Below are 17,401 nucleotides of genomic sequence, written 5' to 3'. Positions count from 1 at the left end.
GTTGCTAAGAATATTGTGGAACAGTAGAAGTGGAATGAGTGCTGAACAGGATAAATTAGATAATATATCTAATAATATAGCAAATGTAAATACTGAGGGATATAAGAAGACTGATGTAAGTTTTAGAGATTTAGTATATGAAAACTTAAATAGAGTAGGCTATCCTAATTCTAGAGAGAGCTTAAATGGCACAGGCGTAAGAACAGGCGTGTGGTCAAGGGATAATACTCAAGGAAGTCTTTCACAAACAGATGCAAAAACTGATTTAGCAATAGATGGACAAGGTTATTTTATGGTTCAACTTCCAGATAAAAATGCAGATGGTACCTATAAAACAGCTTATACCAGAGCAGGCAGCTTTAACATTGATGGTGAAGGAAATATAGTAGACAAAAATGGAAATAAACTTATAATTGATTTTAACACTAATTCTCAAGTAGATAATCATTTTACCAAGGATAGCTTTAAAGTAAATGAAGATGGAACTGTTTTTAATACTGTCAATGGAGAAGAGAAGGCTGTTGGAAAAATAAGTCTCTATAATGTAATAAGCGGAGATTCTCTTATTTCTATTGGAAATAACCTCTATACAGTAGCTACTAAAAATATAAATGGGGTAGATGTTCCTGTTGAAAAGCCTTATTTAGTCAATGATACTACTATTAGGCAAGGCTTCCTTGAGCTTTCAAATGTTGATTTAGGGAAAGAAATGACAGATATGATAGTAGCTCAAAGAGCTTTTGAACTGAATTCTAAGGCTATGAAGACAGCAGATGAAATGTGGAGTATAACAAACAATCTAAGATCTAAGTAAATGAATTTATAATATAAAAGTTTCTAAAATAATATGTTGCTATAACATATTATTTTTTTTGGATTCTAATGGCTTTACTGATCTTTCAGATGCTATATCTAAATTCTTTTCAAACTTTTTTTAATTTCATAAAACCGTTAAACATAAACATATAATGTTATATAGATTATTATTGGAGGTAAGCCATGGAAAATATGAATATTTATAATGATGACATAGATATGAGAGCTTGCTGTAACTTGATGTTTGACCCAAGGTGTTTTTTATGCATAAAGCAGAGGTCCATGCCCTATAATTATGATGAAAATATCAATTTTACTATTGTACCTGCAGAAGAAATAGAAGAATAATGGGGGAATATCATGGGGATTGGTTATGTTTTAGGATGTTTTTTAAGCATAATAGTGTGGAAATTTGATAGGCAAAATTTATTTGTTAGAATTAACCTTAATTTAGAAAAAGTAATTAAAAATAAAATAATGCTGCAGTTAATTTATTGTATTGTAATTTTATTAATTTGCTTATTATTAAACAAAATAAAAATAATTGAGCTTAGTAATTTTATAACTGCCTTCTTAGTTATAGATATAAGCAATACAGAAAAGAAAAACTTAAGGCAAAGAGAAAAAGTTAAATTTTACGACTCCATTTCAATTATTTCAAAATCAATGGTTGGTGGATTTATAGCTCCATTACTTTTAATAGTTTTTTTTGGTAATTTAGTAAGCTTAATTTATATGTTTGTTTACAATGTTTATCAATTAGATGAAGACTTTATTATATTTAAGTTTCTATTTACCATTTTTACCATTTTACCTTCATTTATTGCAGAGGTATTTCTTTATATTATCTATCTTTTTAAAAACAAAAGATATGGTATCGATTTTAAGGGGGATTTCTTTGTAAATTTCATTATGAGACCTTTATTAAATGTAGATATTTTAGGAGCATATGTGGAGTCTGTAAATTTTTATTACCTCTATAGCTCAAAGAATACTAGTTATTTAAAAAGCTATGGAGAATACTCAAAAAAAATCGATGATGTTTGTGTTAAGGATTACTTAAGTATCGGCTATGGGATTTGCTTAATTATTTTTATAATTTTCTTTTTATTAATAAAATAAGAAGCGGATATTATCCACTTCTTATTTTAATGAGGTTATAGCAGCAGTAATTGGAGGAATCACTTGCTTTTTTCTTGATAAGATTCCTGGTAAGTATATACTTGGGCAGTTAAGTTTTACATTAAAGGCTCTGTTTACAATTTCTTTTTCTTCGCCTGCAATTAGTAATTCTGATCCGCCTTTTAGTATGTCTGTTAACATAAAAACTAAAAGATCAAAATTGTTCTCTAATGCTTTTTTATCCATTAAATTAAGCATGTCATTTTTCATTTCTGAGAAGCCCTCAAGATCCATGGTGCTTATTTGAGATACTCCAATTTTTAATCCATTAAGGGTAAAGGTTTTAAAGTCCTGATGAAAAATTTCTCCTACAGTCCTTCCTTTTAATGAAGTACCTGCTTTAAACATTTCCTTAGCGAAACTTTCAACATCTATACATGCTATTTCAGAAAGCCTTTTTAACATCAATTGATCTACATTTGTAGAAGTAGGAGACTTAAATAGTAAGGTATCTGATATAATAGCAGCAGATAATAATCCTGCAACCTTTTTAGAAGGTCTGATTCCATTTTCAAAGAATATTGAAGCTACAATGGTTGAAGTACTGCCAACTGGTTCATTTCTGAAATAAATAGGGTTTCCAGTTTGTATATCAGCAATTCTATGGTGGTCTATTATTTCTAAAACCTCTGCATCTTCTAAACCGTGCACTGATTGGGTTCTTTCATTATGGTCGACTAAGATTACCTTTTTTCTGTTTTGGCTAATGAGGTGATATCTGGATATAGTACCGATAACTTTGTTTTCCAAATCAACTACTGGATAGCTTCTATATCTTGTTTCAAGCATTACATCTTTTATTTCATCAACAAAATCCTCTGTACTAAAGCTAAGAATATTATCTTTCGTCATAACATAGCTTATTGGAATACTTTGAGTTATAAGTCTTGAAGCAGTAAAAGAATCAAAAGGTGTGGATATTATAGAGGTACCCTGCTCCTTTGCGATTTCAATTACTTCATCACTAACTAAATGATTCCCAGTAACTATCATTAGTGCCGCATTGCATTTAATAATAGTGTTCTGCGTGTCTTCTCTATCACCGCATATAACTATATCACCCTCTTCAATAATTTCTTCTGCACTGTCAGGATGCATGGCAGCAGTCACTATCTTACCACCTAGACTTAAATTGCTAGATTTAACATAAATATATTTGGCTGATAGGGTGTCAAGAATATTTTCTAATTTTGTGTAGCTTTTAGATAATATATTGTTATCCCAAAAATCTATGAAGCTGGTGAATAAATTTGTTATAGTAGCTATTCCAATTAAGGAATCATTATCATCAACTACAGGAAGCGTTTTAGTATTATTCCTTTTCATTATGTTCCAAGCCATTTTAAGTGAAATATCTGGTGCAACAGGAGCAACGTTATCTATATGTAAGTCTGATACTTGAACCTTAACTGTTTCAACGAGTTTAGGAACCTCTACATCAAAATAATTTAGTATAAATTCAGTTTCTCTATTAATATCTCCGAGCCTAACTGGAACTGCCTGGAGTACTCCGGTTTTATTTTTAAATTCTGAATAGGCTATAGCAGCACAAATTGAATCAGTATCAGGATTTTTATGGCCAGTTATATATAATAAATCATTCATTTTAGAATCCCTCCATTTTTTATCATAAGTTAATGTGTTTTTTAGATTTTGAATAATATTAAAACTTAACTTTCATAAATATATAGAAACATCTGAGAATATTTAAATATAGCTTAATTTTAAAGTTATTTTGCAGCCTTGTAAATAGGCAATTACATTTATTTTTTTTCATAACAATGTATTTAAGCTCATATATTACTATAAGTAGCAGGAGAAAATAAGGAAACGCAAGAATAAAAATCCTTGCATGTTTCAGAGCATTACAGGAGGTGTATTTTTAATAAACTTTGCGGAGGGACTGCAGAACATAACAGGAGGTACAAGGATTAATAATCTTTGTGTGCTATAAAGAGAATTGGAGGCGCAAAGATTAATAATCTTTGCGTACTATAAAGCATTACAGGAGGGAAACATGGTTAATAGCGAATTTATCCACGCAGGATTAAGTAAAAACGAAGTAGATAAAAGGCAAAATTTATATGGTTTAAATCAACTAAAGAGCAGCAAAAAAATTTCACCTTTTAATATATTTTTATCTCAATTCAATGATTTTATTATTTGGGTCTTGCTTGCTGCAACAATTATTTCCGGAATAATGGGAGAAAAAGCAGATGCAATAACAATATTAATTATAGTCATTATGAATTCAATACTAGGTTTTATTCAGGAATATAAGACAGAGAAATCATTAGAAGCTCTTAAAAAGTTGGCAGCTCCTGCAGCTAAAGTAGTAAGGGATGGAAGGGTCCAAGTTATAAACGCTGAATTAATTGTGCCCGGGGATATTACACTACTTGAAAGCGGAGATAGGATTCCAGCAGATTGTATTGTTCTAGAGTCCAATTCCCTTATGGTGGATGAATCACTTCTTACTGGGGAATCTGTAGGAGTTAATAAAAGTACAAAAACAAAGGAAAATCAAATTTTCATGGGAACTGTTTTGCTAACTGGTAAGTGTATTGCAAAGGTAATGGATACTGGTATGAAAACAGAAATGGGTAAAATTGCAAATATGCTACAAGACATTGAAAATGAAAAATCTCCCCTAAAATTAAGACTTGATTCACTTGGAAAGATATTAGTTGTTATTTGCATAGTAATCTGTGCTGTTGTTACTCTAATGGGAATTTTAAGAGGACAGGATAAATATCAAATGTTTCTAGTTGGAGTAAGCCTTGCTGTTGCTGCAATTCCAGAAGGTCTTGCAGCAATAGTAACAGTTGCACTTGCTCTTGGAGTTTCAAGAATGCTTAAAAGAAATGCTCTAATTCGCAAGCTTCCAGCTGTAGAAACCTTAGGCTGCACCTCTATAATATGCAGTGACAAAACAGGTACTTTAACTCAAAACAATATGACAGTTAAGGCTATTTTCATTAATGAAAGACTCTATGATTTAAATATAAGAGATATACCAGAAAATACACTTTTGAAGAAAGCATTTACATATTGTAATGACGTTAACTTTAATGAGAAGGAAGCTGTGCTGCAAAAGAGTCTAATGGGAGATCCCACAGAAACTGCTCTAATAAAGGCTTTTTTTAAAGATACTAAAACCTACATAAATTTTGTTTCAAAAGGGAAAAGGATATTTGATATTCCATTTGAATCTAATAGAAAAATGATGTCTGTTATTATAAAAGAAGGTATAAAAGAATATTGCTTTGTAAAAGGTGCACCAGAAAGGCTTTTAGAAAAATGTAAATACATATTAGTAAATGGAGAAACAAAATTATTTACCTCTTATTATAAAAATAAAATTACAACAGCAATCGAGGATATGTCCCTTAAGGCTTTAAGATGTTTAGGAGCTGCCTACAAGGATACAGGGCTAGCAAAAAATAGTAGTCTGGAAAGAGATCTAATATTTTTAGGTATCGCAGGAATTATTGATCCTCCTAGAAAAGAAGTTAAGGATGCAGTGTTTAAGTGTAATGCAGCTGGGATAAGGCCAATAATGATTACAGGTGATCATAAAAATACAGCCTATGCAATAGGAAAAGAACTTGATATTTGCAGGGAACAAGGTGAAGTAATTACAGGAGAGGAACTAGATAAATTAAGTGATAAAGAGCTATCTTTTAGGCTTGATAAAATTAATGTTTTTGCAAGGGTAAATCCAAATCACAAGCTTAGAATTGTGAAGCTTTTAAAAAATAAAAATCACATAGTTGCAATGACAGGGGACGGTGTTAATGATGCACCAGCAGTTAAAGAAGCAGATATAGGTGTATCTATGGGTATTTCAGGTACCGATGTTACAAAAGAAGCATCGTCAATGATATTGATGGACGATAACTTTTCAACTATTGTAGCCGCTGTTGAAGAAGGTAGAGTTATTTATGAAAATATAAGGAAGTTTATAAGGTATTTACTATCCTGCAACCTTGGGGAAGTCCTTACAATGTTCTTATCTTCACTGCTATACTTAGAAACACCTTTGCTGCCTATACAAATTTTATTTGTAAACTTAGTTACTGATGGACTTCCTGCAATTGCATTGGGTGTTGATCCTCCAGATAAGGATATAATGTTTCAAAAACCAAGGCCAAAAAATGAGCACATTTTTGCAAGAGGTTTAAAAGAAAAAATAATATTAAGAGGAAGTTTAATAGGTATTTGCACTGTACTATCTTTCTTAGTAGGAAAATATTATAAATTCAGCTTAGATACATGCAGAACTTTAGCACTTGGAACCTTAATACTTTCACAACTAATTCATGTTTTTGAATGTAGATCAGAGAAACATTCTATATTTGAAATAAAACTGTTTACAAATATCTATTTAGTTGGGGCAGTGCTCACCTCTATAATAATGCTTCTAAGTGTTATTTATACTCCGTTTTTACAGGGGGTATTTCATACAGTGGCCTTAGACTTAGGTCAGTGGTTAATAGTAATCTTCTTCTCAGGTATTATTGCCTTTATAAACAGTCTTTACCTTTATATTAATAGATAGAAATAACATAAATGTCTATAAAATTGAAAAAGAAAGTGCCACAAAAGCGGCACTTTCTTTAATATTTATAGGTTATACACAAAAAACTATTTTATCCTTTGAACCTTTCGAACTTGTTGCACTTTTCCCTCAACAGGAATCAAGTCTTTCTTAGTCGTTAAGTTTCTTATATTCATTATAGTTATCAATTCCCTGTTATCTTTGCCTTTTTTACCCTTAAGCCCTTGAACTAAAAGTAAGTTGCCTTGATTAATAACCATAAAAGCAGGCTTTTTAAACCATCTATTTTTCTTATAGACACATTTAACAACTGTTTTACTTCTATCTGGCTTTATTATTAAAGTAGCAGTTATTTTATGGAATAACCAAAGTATGGTTTTTTCTTCAACCTTTACTGAAACTACGTTTCCTTGAACCTGTGTAATTCTATCACCGTATCTTTTTAGATATGTGTCAGTGTAATACTTAGAAAACTTTTCTTTAATACTCATATGTATGACTCCTTTATAAATATATTTGATTTAATGAATTATCATTTCTTAAGATAATATGCACTGCAATAATGCACATATATAGGACATTTTATTCAACATTATATCATATTTTACATTGCTTTAAAATATGATTGTTAATTTTAATTATAGTTTTACCAAAAATAATAGTAAACTATTACTCATTTTTCTAAATCGGCTTACAAATTAATAAAATTATGCTATTATTAACATTGTAAATAGGTTGATTTTTATAATGTAATAGAACTTAGTACTTAATAGCTTTTTATTAAAGTAGGAGGCGTTATAATGTGTCTTGGATTACCTTTAAAAATTGTTAAAATTGATAATAAAGAAGCCATTGGTGAATTAAATGGAGTAAAGAGAAAAGTAAGAATAGATTTAATTGAAAATCTAAAAATAGGTGATTATGTAATGGTTCATGCAGGCTTTGCAATAGAAAAGCTTGATGAAAGCTCTGCTTTAGAGACTTTGGATATAGTTAATGAACTTGAACAGGCTGTTAATAATAATTAAATAAGCTTTTTAACCAAAGGTTCAAATAGCACTATGCTAATTGCGGCCATTTGGCGGGAACTTATTATAGGCAGGTGAAAAAATGAGAAGCATGGAAGAAATCCATAAAATTTTAGAATATATTAATAGCTTCGATGAAAAGATAAACCTTATGGAAGTCTGTGGAACGCATACAAACGCTATAAGTAAGTTCGGTATTAGATCTGCTTTAAGAGAAAATATAAATTTAATTTCAGGGCCAGGTTGTCCTGTATGCGTTACTCCAGATCTTTATCTTGATTATATATATGATTTATCCTTAAAGGAAGAAGTTATTATTGCTACCTATGGGGATATGATTAGAGTTCCAGGATCCTTGCCGAGCTTAACCTTAGAAAATGCAAAGGCAAAGGGAGCAAATGTAAAAATGGTTTATTCAAGTATGGATGCTGTAAATATAGCAGAAGAAAATCCTACAAAAAAAGTTGTATTTTTAGGAATTGGTTTTGAAACTACTGCTCCTGCTACAGCCATTGCAGTAAGAGAAGCTAAGGGAAAAGGGTTAAAAAATTTCTTTGTACTTTCTATTCATAAATTAGTAGAACCTGTAATGAGGCTGTTACTTGAGGATGAAACCTTAAAAATAAATGGATTTCTTTGTCCCGGTCATGTAGCTGTTGTGATAGGAGAAAAAGGTTTTGAATTCTTAGAAGAATATCACTGTCCAGCTGCAATTGCAGGTTTTGAAATGGATGAAGTATTAGAAGGAATATTCTTCATTATTAAGAGCTTAAAAGAGAAGAATTTTAAAATAAAGAATCCATATTCTAAACTGGTAAAGCATGAGGGGAATCGAGTAGCTAAAGACCTGATTAATAGTACCTTTATTGAAGTAGATGACCCTTGGAGAGGAATAGGAACAGTTTCTAAAAGCGGGCTAAAGCTTAATAATGAGTATAAGCAATTTGATATAGAAAACACATATCCAATTAATGTAAAAGATACAAATAGAAATAATGGCTGCAAATGTGGTGATATCCTTAAAGGGAAACTAAGACCCAATGAATGTCCGCTATTTGAGAAGGTATGTACTCCAGAAAATCCAATTGGGCCGTGTATGGTATCTGGAGAAGGCAGCTGTGCAGCATACTATAAATACAGCACCTTCTAGCGCCCTCTCTTTAAGCTAATGCATAATATGAAGCAGAAAGGAGAATTTAAATGGAAGGTATTATATCCATATCTCATGGAAATGGAGGTAAAAAAACCTCAAAACTTATAGATGAAATGATAGTACCTTATTTCAACAATAAGGAGTTAATTGAGTTAGGTGATGGAGCACTGTTAAACGTAAGCGGTGATATAGCATTTTCGACTGATAGTTTTGTTATAGATCCATATTTTTTTCCTGGAGGAAATATTGGGAAGCTAAGTATTTGCGGAACCGTAAATGATTTACTAATGTGTGGAAGTATACCTAAATATATAAGCTTAGGATTAATTTTAGAAGAGGGACTTAAACTTTCTGACTTGGAAAGCATTATAAAGTCTATAGCTGAGACTGCTTTAAGTGCCGGGGTTAAGGTTGTAACTGGTGACACAAAGGTTGTAGATAAAGGTCATGGTCATGGTATTTATATTAATACGGCTGGAATTGGTGAGAAAGTTCCAAATATAGAGCTTGGAAAACATAGAATTAATAAGGGTGATAAGGTTATTGTATCTGGAAATGTAGGTAATCATGGAGTTGCTATTCTTTGTGAAAGAGAAAAACTTCTAGATACAAATATTATATCCGATTGTGCAGTTTTAAATGAGCCTACTCGAGCATTACTAAAATTTAAGGAAAATATTAAAATATTGAGAGATCCAACTCGAGGCGGAGTTGCTACAACTTTAAATGAATTTGTGGAGAAAAGTAACTTTTCAATTGAAATTGAAGAAAGTGCCATTCCTATAGCCAGTAATGTAAAAACTGCCTGTGATTTACTTGGATTAGATCCGCTTTATAGTGCTAATGAAGGAAAAATACTAGCAGTGGTGGATGCGAAAATTGTTGATGTGGCTCTTAAGGAGCTTAAAGGTACAGAACTTGGAAAAGATGCTGCCATCATTGGTGAAGTAGTAGATTACATGCCCTCTAAAGTGCTTTTAAAGAGTATGTTAGGTGGAAGAAGAATATTAGATAAGCTTAGTTATGATATACTTCCGAGAATATGTTAGAGAGGTAGAATTTTATGCATGAATTACCTATTACTCAAAGTATTGTGAGAATTGCAGCTGAGGAAGCAGAAAGACATAACATTAGAAAAATTAATGAAATAAGACTTAAAATTGGAGAACTTTCTGGTTTAGTACCAGAATGTATACAACAATATTTTGATTTTGCAAGTAAAGGAACCGCTGCAGAAGGTGCCAAAATAATAATTACTAAAATACCTATTACCATGAAATGCACAAGCTGTGATTTCAGTGGTGAACCTAGCAGTTTTATAAATAGCAAGTGTCCGGTTTGCAGTAGTGCGAAAGTTATTCGAGCAGGAGGAAATGAATTTTATATAGATAGTATGGAGGTGGAAGACGAAAATGGAGATTAAAGTTGTAAGACAAATTCTAGAATGGAATGAAGATTGTCATAAAGAGCTTCAGCAGTTATTTAATGAGAAAAAAATATTAGTATTAAATGTTATGGGTTCACCAGGAGGTGGAAAAACTACATTTATTACAAGGGTTATTGAAGCTTTAAGATCAGATTATAATATAGGTGTAATAGAGGCTGATATAGCAGGCCAGATTGATGCTGAGAAAATGCAGGAAATGGGAATTCCAGTTGTTCAGCTTAATACTGATGGAGCCTGTCATACTGAAGCCATGTCTATTAAGAATATGCTTCCTTATTTCGACTTGGATAAACTAGATTTGCTTATAATTGAAAACATAGGAAACTTAGTCTGTCCAGCAGAATTTGATATAGGAGAAGATCTGAAAATATCTCTTTTAAGTGTTCCGGAAGGAGACGATAAAGTAGAGAAATACCCATTGATGTTCACTAGATCAAATGCTCTCATAATTTCTAAATATGACATGAAGGAATATTTCAACTTTGATGAAAATAGAGTTATTGAAAATGCAAAGAAACTTAATGATTCAATTAATATATTCAAAGTAAATTCTGCTAAGGGTCAGGGATTAGATGGAGTTATTGATTATATTAAGGCATACATAAAAAAATAAATAAGTCTATAGCAGTGATTTTAATCATTATAAACTTATTATACGAGGAGAGATTTAAATGACAAAAGAAGAAATCGCAAAGATGATTGATCATACTTTACTTAAACCAGAAGCAACTGCTAAGCAAATCAAAACTTTATGTGAAGAAGCAAAGCAATATGGTTTTGCATCAGTTTGTGTAAACCCTGTTCATGTTGCCCTTGCTTATGAATTATTAAAAGGTTCACAGGTAAAGGTTTGTACTGTTATTGGCTTCCCTTTAGGGGCAAACACAACGGCAGTTAAAGCTTTTGAAGCTACTGAGGCTATTAAGGAAGGTGCCGAAGAAGTGGATATGGTCATTAATGTAGGAAAGTTAAAGGATAAGAATTTAGACTATGTAAAAGCTGATATTAAGGCAGTAGTTGATGCTGCTAAGGGCAAGGCATTAACAAAGGTTATTTTAGAAACCTGTCTGCTTTCAGAAGATGAAAAGGTAACTGCTTGCAAACTCGCTAAGGAAGCTGGAGCTGACTTCGTAAAAACTTCTACAGGCTTTAATAAGGGCGGAGCAACTGAAGAAGACATAAAGCTCATGAGAGAGACTGTAGGAACTGAAATGGGAGTTAAGGCTTCAGGTGGAGTTAGAAGCAGCGCAGATGCCCTAGCAATGATTAAGGCAGGAGCTTCAAGAATAGGCGCATCCGCTTCCATAGCAATATGTGAAGGCGGAGAAGGAAGTTCTAATTACTAATACCATTAAACATAAAATAAAAAATATAAAGTAACGAAAATATATAAAATGTGTGGAATAAGCATATTTTATATATTTTTTTATTTTTCCAATAGCATCATATTATTTTAAAATTTTGTTCCTAAATATTAATTTTTAGAATATTTATATAGTAAATGGCGTGATAAAGGTACAAAACGCAAATTTTGCTTATAAAAGGGGGGAAGAAAATATGAATCATGAGCTATTACCACAGGATATAATATATAAATTTGATTTTGTCTCTACTAATAAAATAGAAGAAAAAGAATTTGATTATATTCCAGAGTACAAAGAGGCTTATAAAAAGATAAAGAGTGCTTTGGAAATAGATAATAATGGGTATAATGTTTATTTAATAGATGACTTTTCAAAGGATAAATTAAATAATATAAAAGCCTATGTAGAAAAAATCTTAAATAATAAAGAAAAACCTCAAGATATATGCTATATAATAAAAAATGATCCTAAGAATCCTAAGGTACTATTTCTACCCAACGGTAAAGGCATTATATTAAAGGAAATGCTGAAAGAGATAAAAATAAGTTACGCAGAGAACACTTTTAATTTTTATAACCATAGTGGAAATAAAGAAAAAGAAATTATTATTGATAATATGCAGAAAAAAAGAAATGTACTTGTTGGTAAGCTAGAAGATTTAGCAAAGGAATATAATTTTGAAATTAAGATAACACAAGGCGGCTTTGTTTTCATACCTCAAAAAGAGGGGGAAGCAATGACTGAAAAAGACTTTGAAGAGCTTGTACAGGAGAAAAAGGATGATATATTAGATAAAGTCAGCGTTTTAAGGGAGAATGCAGAATTAATATTAGATGAACTTAAGAATGTTGAAACAGATGAACTTGAAAAAATTAAGAAACTAATGTCAGATTACTACAATCATGGATTAAACGAAATAAAAGATAAATTTAGATATACATTTTCGGATAATAGCGAAGTAATTAGCTTTTTAGAGGAAATGTGTGATGACATTGAAGAAAATCTAATAGATATATATTCTTTAAATTATGAGGATGATGAGGAAAAAATAAATGAAGTTATATATAAATATGATATGAATATTATTGTTGATAATAGTAATATTTTAAAGCCTCAAGTTATTTATGAGGAAGATCCAAGTGTAAATAATCTTTTGGGTAACATTGAATATGAAAATCATAACAATGTTTACACAACTGATGTAACATTAATAAAAGCTGGTTCAATGCTAAAGGCAAATGAAGGTTGCTTAATATTAAGAGCTAATGATCTTTTTACTAATCCACAGGCCTACTATTATTTAAAGAAAACTCTAATTTCAGAGAAAGTTAGCCTTGACTTTAATAGAGGATATTTAGAACTTTTATCCTTAAGCAGTTTAAACCCTGAACCAATAGAAATTAAGGAGAAGGTTATTCTTATAGGAGATTTTGAAACCTATGATTATCTATTTAATTATGATGAAGATTTCAAGAAAATATTTAAAATTAGGGTTGAATATGAGCCTATTGTAGAAATAAACGAATTAACTGGAAGAGCTCTCCAAAGTAATATAAATAAGATGTGTGAAACCTATAAATTAAAACCCTTGACGGAAAGCTCCATTATTGAGGTAGCTAAGCATTTATCCAGAAAGGCAGAATCCAGGTATAAAATATATTTTAATGATGGAGAATTAAATAAGTTGTTACTGCTTTCAAATAATAAAGTTGTAAGTGATGGAAGAAATTTTATTTCTTCATCAGATATTAGAGATATAGCATATTCTGAGGACTTAATTCAAAAGGAAATTTTAGAAAACTATACAGAAAAAAGAATTCTAATAAACGTTATAGGCAGCCTAATTGGTCAAGTTAATGGGCTATCGGTTTTAGATATGGGATACGTAAGTTTTGGTAAGCCTATTAGGATAACCTGCAGCTGTTACAAAGGCGATGGAAACATTGTTGATGTTCAGAAAGAAAGCAATTTAAGCGGTAACATTCATAGTAAGTCAATTGGAATTTTAAAAGGATACTTAAGTAAGTTTTTAAATTCTTACTCAAGGCTTCCTGTAGATTTTCATTTAAGCTTCGAACAGCTTTACGGAAAAATTGATGGAGACAGTGCATCAGTAGCAGAGATTATAAGCATAATATCTGCACTGGGAAAACTGCCTATAAAACAAAATATTGCAGTAACAGGCTCAATAAATCAGTTAGGAGAGGTTCAGCCAATTGGAGGGGTTAATGAAAAAATAGAAGGTTTTTTCAATGTATGCATGGCAATAGATTCAGTAAAAGATAAGGGGGTTCTCATTCCCAATAGCAATAAAAATGATTTGGTTTTAAATAACAAGGTTGAGGAAGAAATAGCAAAGGGGAATTTTCATATTTACACAATGTCAACAGTTGAAGATGCAATGATGATACTTTTTGACGAGGACAATATTAAGGCAGATACAGTTTTAAATTCTGTTAATAGAGAAATTCAAAAATACTATACAAAAAAACAATAAATGATAAAAAAATGGCATCCATATGGATGCCATTTTTTATACATTAAATCTGAAATTAACCACATCTCCGTCTGACATAATATAATCCTTGCCTTCAAGTCTATAAAAACCCTTTTCCTTTGCTGCAGCTTCTGAGCCACATTCTATAAGCTTATCATAGGAAATTATTTCTGCTCTTATAAAGCCTCTTTCAATATCTGAATGAATCTTACCAGCAGCTTCAGGAGCCTTTGTACCTCTAGCGATTGTCCATGCTCTAACCTCTTGTACCCCGGCTGTTAAAAAGCTCATAAGGCCTAGGAGTTTGTAGCTTGACTCAATTAATTTGTCTAGGCCAGTTTCCTTAAGTCCATATTCCTGAAGTAATTCTAACTTTTCATCTTCTTCTAAATCAGAAACCTCTTCTTCAAGTTTTGCGCAAATAACTACTACTTCTGAAGCTTCCTTCTTAGCAAATTCCCTTACAGTTTTAACATATTCATTTTCAGTGTTACCAGATACTAAATCTTCTTCTGAAATATTTGCAGCATATAAAACCGGTTTCGAAGTAAGTAAGAAAAATGTTTTAACTAAATTCTGTTCCTCATCACTCATTTCTAATGTTCTAATAGGGTTTCCGCCTTCTAGGTGCTCTTTGGCTCTTTCCATAAAGGCAACCTCTTCTTTAGCCTTTTTATCGCCAGAGCGTGCGAGTTTAACAGACTTTTCCATTCTCCTATCTAGAACTTCAATATCTGAGAAAATAAGTTCTAAATTAATTGTTTCTATATCTCTTATAGGATCTACTGAGCCGTCTACATGCACTACATTAGGATCATTAAAAGATCTTACTACGTGCACAATAGCAGCTACCTCACGAATGTGTGATAGAAATTTATTTCCAAGCCCTTCTCCTTTACTTGCGCCTTTAACTAGTCCGGCTATATCATAAAATTCTATATTTGCATTTACTTTTTTTCTAGAAGAATACATTTTCTCAAGTACATCTAATCTTTTATCTGGTACATTAACGACGCCGATATTAGGTTCTATAGTACAAAATGGGTAATTAGCAGCCTCTGCTCCAGCCTTGGTAATGGCGTTAAATAACGTACTTTTACCTACGTTAGGTAAACCTACAATTCCTAATTTCATTTATGACATTCCTTTCATTTGTAATGTTTTAATTCTTAATAAATTATACCTTACAGCAAGGTGCATTTCAAGGATATTAGGTTATTCATGATTACATTGTAAACATATGATAATTAATTATCTAAGACAGCTGTTGTGATAGGAAAATTTATGAATAAAAATTTTATATTTCTATAAAAAGTTGAAGGAATTTTAAAAATAATATAGAATATGTATAATAGTGGTGTAAAGTGGATTAAAGTGGAGTAGAAGTGTAGAGGTGTAATATGTTTATAGGAGAATATCAACATGCTATAGACAATAAGAACAGAATGATTATTCCATCAAAATTTAGAGATGAAATTGGTGGAACCTTTGTATTAACAAAAGGTCTGGATGGATGCCTTTATGCTTACACTATGGATGAATGGAAGTTATTAGAAGAAAAGCTAAAAAAACTTCCTCTTACAAGTAAAGATGCAAGAGCCTTTGTAAGATTTTTCTTCTCAGGTGCAAATGAAATTGATGTAGATAAACAGGGAAGAGCACTAATACCGCAAAATCTTTCAGAATATGCTTCAATAAATAAGGATATAGTAAGTATAGGAGTTTCTACAAGAATTGAGATTTGGAGCAAGGAAAAATGGGAAGAATATAATAATCAAAATATTGACTATGATGCCATTGCTGAGAAAATGAGCGAACTAGGTATCTAAAGTCATTAAGGAGAATTATATGGAGTTTAAGCATATATCTGTGTTATTAAATGAAGTTATTGAAGGACTTAATATAAATGAAAATGGAACTTATGTGGACTGCACTTTAGGTGGAGCAGGTCACTCAAGTGAGATTATAAAAAAACTTAATTCAAAAGGAAAATTAATTGGAATAGATCAGGATTTAGAAGCTTTAAGTGCTGCTAAAGAAAAACTTATTTCCTACGAAAATGTTATTTATGTACATAATAATTTTACTAATATCGAAAACATATTAGATGAACTTGAAATAGATAATATAGACGGTATTTTGATGGATCTTGGAGTTTCTTCATATCAGCTTGATAATGGCGAAAGAGGTTTTAGCTACATGAAGGATGCCCCCCTTGATATGAGAATGGACAGGGAAGCAGAATTAACAGCTTATGAGGTTGTAAATGGCTATTCAGAAGAAAGACTTTATAAATTAATCAGAGATTACGGTGAAGAAAAGTTTGCAAGTAGAATTGCTAGATTTATTGTGGACAGACGGAAAAACAGTCCTATAACCTCAACTTATGAGCTTGTAGATATAATAAAGGCTGCTATTCCTGCTAAGGCAAGGAGAGAAGGACCACATCCTGCTAAAAGGACTTTTCAAGCAATAAGAATAGAAGTAAATAGAGAACTGGAAATATTGGATAAAGCCATAGAAGGAAGTATTAATAAACTTAAAAAAGGAGGAAGGCTGGCTATAATAACCTTCCACTCACTTGAAGATAGAATAGTAAAAAATAAATTTAAGGATTTGGCAGATCCATGTAAATGCCCAAAGGAATTTCCGGTATGTATTTGTGGTAAGGTACCAACAATTAAAATAATAAGCAAAAAACCCATAGAACCTTCAAAAGAAGAAATAGAAGAAAATCCTAGAAGCAGAAGTGCTAAACTGAGGATTGCAGAGAAAATATAGTTCTAATTTATGGATGGGGTGAATAAAGTGATAGTAATGGATAATAAAAATTTAGTAAGCGGCAGTAATGCACTAGCGCCGAAATACAAACCTTATAATCCTAGCATAGATGAGGAGTTCGAAAAGCTTAGAAGAGAAAAAGAGAAAAAGAAAAAAGCTTTAGCACAAAAGAGGCTCAAAACAAAAGCTAAAATAATTGCTTACATAATAGCAGCATTTGCTATTGGTGTAGTTTTAGTATTACGTTATTCAGCCGTATACAATCTTCAAAAGCAGCTTTTAGTTGTAACTACTGATTCGAGCAGCCTAAACATGGAGAATGAAAATTTAAAGGTTCAACTTCTAAAGTCAAGTAATATGCAGCAAGTAGAAGATTTAGCAGTAACAAAATTGAAAATGATAACCCCCGATAAGAATAGTATAATTTATTCTTCAGTTACTAAAGATTATTTTGCAAATAATGAAGCAAAAGGCACTAAAAACACAAAGGATAATTTAATTGCAAAGGTAAAGAATCTGTTGTTTTAGTGGAGGTAAATCTATTGAATTTTCGGGACAAGGTTAAAATTAAA

17 protein-coding genes are annotated in these 17,401 nt (G+C 31.4%); 14 read left to right on the top strand and 3 right to left on the bottom strand.

The window, feature by feature from the left end; all coding sequences use genetic code 11:
• Position 1 precedes the first annotated feature (1 nt).
• The 3 genes from ACJDUG_RS07260 (at position 2) to ACJDUG_RS07250 (ending at position 1,938) form a co-directional block, all read left to right on the top strand.
• Positions 2-814 (top strand): flagellar hook-basal body complex protein, encoded by an 813-nt coding sequence (locus tag ACJDUG_RS07260; RefSeq protein WP_406769226.1) that lies wholly within the window; start codon positions 2-4, stop codon positions 812-814.
• Between the two features lie 185 nt (positions 815-999).
• Positions 1,000-1,164 carry a hypothetical protein gene (locus ACJDUG_RS07255; RefSeq protein ID WP_406769225.1) on the top strand — a complete coding sequence of 55 codons (165 nt, stop codon included), beginning with the start codon at positions 1,000-1,002 and terminating at the stop codon, positions 1,162-1,164.
• 12 nt (positions 1,165-1,176) lie between these two features.
• Entirely contained in the window at positions 1,177-1,938 is a 762-nt protein-coding gene (locus ACJDUG_RS07250; RefSeq protein WP_406769224.1) for a hypothetical protein, read from the top strand.
• A gap of 21 nt (positions 1,939-1,959) precedes the next feature.
• On the opposite strand, the gene ACJDUG_RS07245 is transcribed toward ACJDUG_RS07250, so the two are convergent.
• Positions 1,960-3,603, bottom strand: a complete 1,644-nt coding sequence (locus ACJDUG_RS07245; RefSeq protein WP_406769223.1) for a putative manganese-dependent inorganic diphosphatase — start codon at positions 3,601-3,603, stop codon at positions 1,960-1,962.
• A gap of 412 nt (positions 3,604-4,015) precedes the next feature.
• Here ACJDUG_RS07245 and ACJDUG_RS07240 point away from each other — a divergent pair, with 412 nt between their 5' ends.
• A complete protein-coding gene (locus ACJDUG_RS07240; RefSeq protein WP_406769222.1) occupies positions 4,016-6,559 on the top strand; it encodes a calcium-translocating P-type ATPase, SERCA-type in 2,544 nt (847 codons plus the stop codon).
• Positions 6,560-6,645: 86 nt separating this feature from the next.
• On the opposite strand, the gene ACJDUG_RS07235 is transcribed toward ACJDUG_RS07240, so the two are convergent.
• Positions 6,646-7,050: a hypothetical protein gene (locus ACJDUG_RS07235; RefSeq protein WP_406769221.1), complete on the bottom strand. Its 405-nt coding sequence runs from the start codon at positions 7,048-7,050 to the stop codon at positions 6,646-6,648.
• 309 nt (positions 7,051-7,359) lie between these two features.
• On the opposite strand from ACJDUG_RS07235, the gene ACJDUG_RS07230 reads away from it, so the two are divergent.
• From ACJDUG_RS07230 to ACJDUG_RS07200, 7 genes are all read left to right on the top strand, one after another.
• A complete protein-coding gene (locus ACJDUG_RS07230) occupies positions 7,360-7,587 on the top strand; it encodes a HypC/HybG/HupF family hydrogenase formation chaperone (protein WP_406769220.1) in 228 nt (75 codons plus the stop codon).
• An 82-nt stretch (positions 7,588-7,669) separates the two neighbouring features.
• Entirely contained in the window at positions 7,670-8,737 is a 1,068-nt protein-coding gene (gene hypD / locus ACJDUG_RS07225; RefSeq protein WP_406769219.1) for a hydrogenase formation protein HypD, read from the top strand.
• A 50-nt stretch (positions 8,738-8,787) separates the two neighbouring features.
• On the top strand, positions 8,788-9,789 hold the full coding sequence (gene hypE, locus ACJDUG_RS07220; RefSeq protein WP_406769218.1) for a hydrogenase expression/formation protein HypE: 1,002 nt from the start codon (positions 8,788-8,790) through the stop codon (positions 9,787-9,789).
• Between the two features lie 14 nt (positions 9,790-9,803).
• Positions 9,804-10,163, top strand: a complete 360-nt coding sequence (gene hypA, locus ACJDUG_RS07215; RefSeq protein WP_406769217.1) for a hydrogenase maturation nickel metallochaperone HypA — start codon at positions 9,804-9,806, stop codon at positions 10,161-10,163.
• Positions 10,153-10,800, top strand: coding sequence for a hydrogenase nickel incorporation protein HypB (hypB, locus tag ACJDUG_RS07210; protein ID WP_406769216.1), 648 nt, complete (start codon positions 10,153-10,155; stop codon positions 10,798-10,800). Before hypA ends, hypB begins: the two co-directional genes overlap by 11 nt.
• 58 nt (positions 10,801-10,858) lie before the next feature.
• Positions 10,859-11,533 (top strand): deoxyribose-phosphate aldolase, encoded by a 675-nt coding sequence (gene deoC / locus ACJDUG_RS07205; RefSeq protein ID WP_406769215.1) that lies wholly within the window; start codon positions 10,859-10,861, stop codon positions 11,531-11,533.
• A gap of 211 nt (positions 11,534-11,744) precedes the next feature.
• The gene (locus tag ACJDUG_RS07200; protein WP_406769214.1) at positions 11,745-14,048 is read left to right on the top strand and encodes an AAA family ATPase; all 2,304 of its coding nucleotides are present in this window, start codon (positions 11,745-11,747) and stop codon (positions 14,046-14,048) included.
• Between the two features lie 36 nt (positions 14,049-14,084).
• Here the strand turns inward: ACJDUG_RS07200 and ychF are convergent, their stop codons facing one another.
• A complete protein-coding gene (ychF, locus tag ACJDUG_RS07195) occupies positions 14,085-15,182 on the bottom strand; it encodes a redox-regulated ATPase YchF (protein ID WP_406769213.1) in 1,098 nt (365 codons plus the stop codon).
• A gap of 266 nt (positions 15,183-15,448) precedes the next feature.
• Between ychF and mraZ the strand changes: the two genes are divergently transcribed.
• Genes mraZ through ACJDUG_RS07180 form a run of 3 tightly spaced genes read left to right on the top strand, consistent with a single transcriptional unit; the run spans position 15,449 to position 17,357 of the window.
• Positions 15,449-15,877 (top strand): division/cell wall cluster transcriptional repressor MraZ, encoded by a 429-nt coding sequence (gene mraZ, locus ACJDUG_RS07190; RefSeq protein WP_406769212.1) that lies wholly within the window; start codon positions 15,449-15,451, stop codon positions 15,875-15,877.
• A gap of 19 nt (positions 15,878-15,896) precedes the next feature.
• Positions 15,897-16,829 carry a 16S rRNA (cytosine(1402)-N(4))-methyltransferase RsmH gene (rsmH, locus tag ACJDUG_RS07185; protein ID WP_406769211.1) on the top strand — a complete coding sequence of 311 codons (933 nt, stop codon included), beginning with the start codon at positions 15,897-15,899 and terminating at the stop codon, positions 16,827-16,829.
• Between the two features lie 27 nt (positions 16,830-16,856).
• Entirely contained in the window at positions 16,857-17,357 is a 501-nt protein-coding gene (locus ACJDUG_RS07180; protein WP_406769210.1) for a hypothetical protein, read from the top strand.
• Positions 17,358-17,401: the final 44 nt, after the last annotated feature.

Source organism: Candidatus Clostridium stratigraminis, from assembly GCF_045310675.1.
Classification (GTDB): domain Bacteria; phylum Bacillota; class Clostridia; order Clostridiales; family Clostridiaceae; genus Clostridium_AT; species Clostridium_AT stratigraminis.
The sequence above is the reverse complement of the archived record's forward strand: the minus strand, read 5'-3'. Positions and strand labels throughout refer to the sequence as shown.

Excerpts from the sequence above, each read along its gene's own strand:
- ACJDUG_RS07250 (WP_406769224.1), top strand. The coding sequence starts at position 1,177 with ATGGGGATTGGTTATGTTTTAGGATGTTTTTTAAGCATAATAGTGTGG.
- ACJDUG_RS07235 (WP_406769221.1), bottom strand. The coding sequence starts at position 7,050 with ATGAGTATTAAAGAAAAGTTTTCTAAGTATTACACTGACACATATCTA.
- ACJDUG_RS07200 (WP_406769214.1), top strand. The coding sequence starts at position 11,745 with ATGAATCATGAGCTATTACCACAGGATATAATATATAAATTTGATTTT.
- ychF (WP_406769213.1), bottom strand. The coding sequence starts at position 15,182 with ATGAAATTAGGAATTGTAGGTTTACCTAACGTAGGTAAAAGTACGTTA.
- deoC (WP_406769215.1), top strand. The coding sequence starts at position 10,859 with ATGACAAAAGAAGAAATCGCAAAGATGATTGATCATACTTTACTTAAA.
- mraZ (WP_406769212.1), top strand. The coding sequence starts at position 15,449 with ATGTTTATAGGAGAATATCAACATGCTATAGACAATAAGAACAGAATG.
- hypD (WP_406769219.1), top strand. The coding sequence starts at position 7,670 with ATGAGAAGCATGGAAGAAATCCATAAAATTTTAGAATATATTAATAGC.
- ACJDUG_RS07240 (WP_406769222.1), top strand. The coding sequence starts at position 4,016 with ATGGTTAATAGCGAATTTATCCACGCAGGATTAAGTAAAAACGAAGTA.
- ACJDUG_RS07255 (WP_406769225.1), top strand. The coding sequence starts at position 1,000 with ATGGAAAATATGAATATTTATAATGATGACATAGATATGAGAGCTTGC.
- ACJDUG_RS07245 (WP_406769223.1), bottom strand. The coding sequence starts at position 3,603 with ATGAATGATTTATTATATATAACTGGCCATAAAAATCCTGATACTGAT.
- hypA (WP_406769217.1), top strand. The coding sequence starts at position 9,804 with ATGCATGAATTACCTATTACTCAAAGTATTGTGAGAATTGCAGCTGAG.
- rsmH (WP_406769211.1), top strand. The coding sequence starts at position 15,897 with ATGGAGTTTAAGCATATATCTGTGTTATTAAATGAAGTTATTGAAGGA.
- hypB (WP_406769216.1), top strand. The coding sequence starts at position 10,153 with ATGGAGATTAAAGTTGTAAGACAAATTCTAGAATGGAATGAAGATTGT.
- hypE (WP_406769218.1), top strand. The coding sequence starts at position 8,788 with ATGGAAGGTATTATATCCATATCTCATGGAAATGGAGGTAAAAAAACC.
- ACJDUG_RS07230 (WP_406769220.1), top strand. The coding sequence starts at position 7,360 with ATGTGTCTTGGATTACCTTTAAAAATTGTTAAAATTGATAATAAAGAA.